The sequence below is a fragment of the Streptococcus sp. 339 genome (assembly GCF_013277285.1).
Classification (GTDB): Bacteria; Bacillota; Bacilli; order Lactobacillales; family Streptococcaceae; genus Streptococcus; species Streptococcus pseudopneumoniae.
Window position 1 is genome coordinate 66,399 of sequence record NZ_VMMR01000027.1, and the last position, 4,705, is coordinate 71,103.

Genomic DNA, 4,705 nt, shown 5'->3' on the forward strand with positions numbered 1-4,705 from the left:
GTTTTGAGGTTGTGGATAGAACTGACGAAGTTAGCTCAAAATACTGTTTTGAGGTTGCAGATGTGAGCTGACGTGGTTTGAAGAGATTTTCGAAGAGTATTAGTTAAAAACGTGATAAAGGAGAAATAAAGATGGCAGAAATTTATCTAGCAGGTGGTTGTTTTTGGGGCCTAGAGGAATATTTTTCACGCATTTCTGGAGTGCTAGAAACCAGTGTTGGCTACGCTAATGGTCAAGTCGAAACGACCAATTACCAGTTGATCAAGGAAACAGACCATGCAGAAACGGTCCAAGTGATTTACGATGAGAAGGAAGTGTCACTCAGAGAGATTTTACTTTATTATTTCCGAGTTATCGATCCTCTATCTATCAATCAACAAGGGAATGACCGTGGTCGCCAATATCGAACTGGGATTTATTATCAGGATGAAGCAGATTTGCCAGCTATCTACACAGTGGTACAGGAGCAGGAACGCATGCTGGATCGAAAGATTGCAGTAGAAGTGGAGCAATTACGCCACTACATTCTGGCTGAAGACTACCACCAAGATTATCTCAGGAAGAATCCTTCAGGTTACTGTCATATCGATGTGACCGATGCTGATAAGCCATTGATTGATGCAGCAAACTATGAAAAGCCTAGCCAAGAAGTGTTAAAGGCCAGTCTATCTGAAGAGTCTTATCGTGTCACACAAGAAGCTGCTACAGAGGCTCCATTTACCAATGCCTATGACCAAACCTTTGAAGAGGGGATTTATGTAGATATTACGACGGGTGAGCCACTCTTTTTTGCCAAGGATAAGTTTGCTTCAGGTTGTGGTTGGCCAAGTTTTAGCCGTCCGATTTCCAAAGAGTTGATTCATTATTACAAGGATCTGAGCCATGGAATGGAGCGAATTGAAGTTCGTTCTCGTTCAGGCAGCGCTCACTTGGGTCATGTTTTCACAGATGGACCGCGGGAGTTAGGCGGCCTCCGTTACTGTATCAATTCTGCTTCTTTACGCTTTGTGGCCAAGGATGAGATGGAAAAAGCAGGATATGGCTATCTATTGCCTTACTTAAACAAATAAAACAGAGAGTGGGGCTTCCCACTTTCTTCATTTCTAGAATATGAATAGAAGGGATTTATGAAACACCTATTATCTTACTTCAAACCCTACATCAAGGAATCAATTTTAGCCCCCTTGTTCAAGCTGTTAGAAGCTGTTTTTGAGCTCTTGGTTCCCATGGTGATTGCTGGGATTGTTGACCAATCTTTACCTCAGGGAGATCAAGGTCATCTCTGGATGCAGATTGGCCTGCTCCTTATCTTTGCAGTAATTGGCGTTTTAGTGGCCTTGATAGCTCAATTTTACTCAGCAAAGGCAGCAGTAGGCTTTGCTAAGGAATTGACAAACGATCTTTATCGTCATATTCTTTCCTTGTCCAAGGACAGCAGAGACCGTCTGACAACTTCTAGTTTGGTCACTCGCTTGACTTCGGATACCTACCAGATTCAGACTGGTATCAATCAATTCCTGCGTCTCTTTTTGCGAGCGCCCATTATCGTTTTTGGTGCCATTTTTATGGCTTATCGAATCTCAGCTGAGTTGACTTTCTGGTTCTTAGTCATGGTTGCCATTTTGACCATTGTCATTGTAGGGTTATCTCGATTGGTCAATCCTCTCTACAGTAGTCTCAGAAAGAAAACGGACCAACTGGTTCAGGAAACGCGCCAGCAATTGCAAGGGATGCGGGTTATTCGTGCTTTTGGTCAAGAAAAACGAGAGTTACAGATTTTTCAAACCCTTAACCAAGTTTATGCTAGATTACAAGAAAAGACAGGTTTCTGGTCTAGTTTATTAACACCTCTGACCTATCTGATTGTCAATGGAACTCTTCTCGTTATTATCTGGCAAGGCTATATTTCAATTCAAGGAGGAGTGCTCAGTCAAGGTGCTCTCATTGCTCTTATCAATTACCTCTTACAGATTTTGGTGGAATTGGTCAAGCTAGCCATGCTGATAAATTCTCTCAACCAGTCCTACATCTCAGCTAAGCGAATCGAGGAAGTTTTTGCTGAGGCTCCAGAAGATATTCATTCAGAATTAGAACAAAAGCAAGCTAGCAGTGATCAGGTTTTACAAGTTCAAGAACTGACCTTTACCTATCCTGATGCGGCCCAGCCTTCTCTGAGAGACATTTCCTTTAATATGAAGCAAGGGCAAATCCTTGGTATCATCGGAGGGACGGGTTCTGGTAAATCAGGCTTGGTGCAAGTCATCCTTGGACTTTACCCAGCAGACAAGGGGAGCATAGACCTTTATCGAGATGGAACTAGTCCTCTTAATTTGGAACAGTGGCGGTCTTGGATTGCCTATGTGCCCCAAAAGATCGAACTCTTTAAGGGAACTATTCGTTCCAACTTAACTTTGGGTTTACATCAAGAAGTATCTGACCAAGAACTCTGGCAGGCCTTGGAGATTGCGCAAGCTAAGGATTTTGTCAGTGAAAACGAAGGACTTTTGGATGCCCTAGTTGAGGCAGGGGGGCGAAATTTCTCAGGTGGACAAAAACAAAGGTTGTCTATCGCCCGAGCAGTCTTGCGCCAAGCTCCGTTTCTCATCCTAGATGATGCAACCTCTGCACTGGACACCATTACCGAGTCCAAGCTCTTGAAAGCTATTAGAGAAAATCTGCCAAATACGAGCTTAATTTTGATCTCTCAACGAACCTCGACTTTACAGATGGCGGATCAGATTCTCCTCTTGGAAAAAGGTGAGTTGCTAGCTGTTGGCAAGCACGAGGACTTGATGAAGTCCAGTCAAGTCTATCGTGAAATCAATGCATCCCAACATGGAAAGGAGGACTAGCATGAGACGACAAACTGCAAATCAAACACTCACACGTTTGGCCAAAGATTTAGCAAGTCATCCTTTCCTCCTTTTCCTAGCCCTTCTAGGAACTATTGCCCAAGTTGGCTTATCGATTTACCTACCTATCTTGATTGGGCAGGTCATCGACCAAGTCCTAGTGGCTGGTTCTTCACTAGTTTTTTGGCAGATTTTTCTCCAGATGATCTTGGTGGTCATAGGAAATACTCTGGTACAATGGGTTAATCCTCTTCTTTATAATCGCCTAATCTTCTCTTATACCAGAGACTTGCGAGAGAGAATAATCAACAAGCTCCATCGGTTACCGATTGCCTTTGTGGATAGGCAAGGCAGTGGAGAGATGGTCAGTCGTGTAACCACAGACATCGAACAGTTGGCAGCTGGCTTGACCATGATTTTTAACCAATTTTTTATTGGTGTCTTGATGATTTTGGTCAGTATTTTAGCTATGCTTCAAATTCATCTCCTTATGACCCTCATGGTTTTGCTGTTGACGCCACTGTCTATGGTAATCTCACGATTTATTGCCAAACGCTCCTATCATCTCTTCCAGAAGCAAACAGAGACCAGAGGGACTCAAACTCAGTTGATTGAAGAATCGCTTAGCCAGCAGACCATTATCCAGTCCTTTAATGCTCAGGCAGAGTTTATTCAAAGACTGCGTGAGGCTAATGACAACTACGCAGGCTATTCTCAGTCAGCCATCTTTTATTCATCAACGGTTAATCCTTCGACTCGATTTGTCAATGCACTCATTTATGCCCTTTTAGCTGGAGTTGGTGCTTATCGTATCATGATGGGATCCACCTTGACCATTGGGCGTTTAGTGACTTTTTTGAACTATGTTCAGCAATACACCAAGCCCTTTAACGATATTTCTTCAGTGCTAGCTGAGTTGCAAAGTGCTCTGGCTTGCGTAGAGCGTATCTATGGAGTCTTAGATAGCCCTGAAGTGGCTGAAACAGGTAAGGAAGTCTTGACCAGTGACCAAGTTAAGGGAGCTATTTCCTTTAAACATGTCTCTTTTGGCTACCATCCTGAAAAAATTTTGATTAAGGAGTTGTCTATCGATATTCCAGCTGGTAGTAAGGTAGCCATCGTTGGTCCGACAGGTGCTGGAAAATCAACTCTTATCAATCTCCTTATGCGTTTTTATCCCATTAGCTCGGGAGATATCTTGCTGGATGGGCAATCCATTTATGATTATACACGAGTATCATTGAGACAGCAGTTTGGTATGGTGCTTCAAGAAACCTGGCTCACACAAGGGACCATTCATGATAATATTGCCTTTGGCAATCCTGAAGCCAGTCGAGAGCAAGTAATTGCTGCTGCCAAAGCAGCTAATGCAGACTTTTTCATCCAACAGTTGCCACAGGGATACGATACCAAGTTGGAAAATGCTGGAGAATCTCTCTCTGTCGGCCAAGCTCAGCTCTTGACCATAGCGCGAGTCTTTTTGGCTATTCCAAAGATTCTTATCTTAGACGAGGCAACTTCCTCCATCGATACACGGACAGAAGTGCTAGTACAGGATGCCTTTGCAAAACTCATGAAGGGGCGCACAAGCTTTATCATCGCCCACCGTTTGTCAACCATTCAGGATGCGGATTTGATTCTTGTCTTGGTAGATGGCGACATCGTGGAGCATGGCAATCATCAGGATCTCATGGCTAGAAAGGGTAAGTATTACCAAATGCAGCAAGCAGCAGCTTTTAGCTCTGAATAAGCCATTCTCTTTTGAAAGTTTATGGACGAAAAAAGTTGCCTTCGGGTGACTTTTTTGTTACAATAGCTAGAAAAATTGTTCACTGTAATACTTAATGAAAATC

The 4,705-nt window shown here is 43.2% G+C and carries 3 protein-coding genes; all 3 read left to right on the forward strand.

Features of this window, described 5'->3' with window-relative positions; all coding sequences use genetic code 11:
- Window positions 1-131 precede the first annotated feature (131 nt).
- Genes msrB through HT736_RS03620 form a run of 3 tightly spaced genes read left to right on the forward strand, consistent with a single transcriptional unit; the run spans window position 132 to window position 4,602 of the window.
- A complete protein-coding gene (msrB, locus tag HT736_RS03610) occupies window positions 132-1,070 on the forward strand; it encodes a peptide-methionine (R)-S-oxide reductase MsrB (RefSeq protein WP_023932754.1) in 939 nt (312 codons plus the stop codon).
- Between the two features lie 57 nt (window positions 1,071-1,127).
- Window positions 1,128-2,852, forward strand: a complete 1,725-nt coding sequence (locus tag HT736_RS03615; RefSeq protein ID WP_172930758.1) for an ABC transporter ATP-binding protein — start codon at window positions 1,128-1,130, stop codon at window positions 2,850-2,852.
- 1 nt (window position 2,853) lies between these two features.
- Entirely contained in the window at window positions 2,854-4,602 is a 1,749-nt protein-coding gene (locus tag HT736_RS03620) for an ABC transporter ATP-binding protein (protein WP_172930759.1), read from the forward strand.
- The last annotated feature ends 103 nt before the right edge of the window (window positions 4,603-4,705 follow it).

Excerpts from the sequence above, each read along its gene's own strand:
- msrB (WP_023932754.1), top strand. The coding sequence starts at position 132 with ATGGCAGAAATTTATCTAGCAGGTGGTTGTTTTTGGGGCCTAGAGGAA.
- HT736_RS03620 (WP_172930759.1), top strand. The coding sequence starts at position 2,854 with ATGAGACGACAAACTGCAAATCAAACACTCACACGTTTGGCCAAAGAT.
- HT736_RS03615 (WP_172930758.1), top strand. The coding sequence starts at position 1,128 with ATGAAACACCTATTATCTTACTTCAAACCCTACATCAAGGAATCAATT.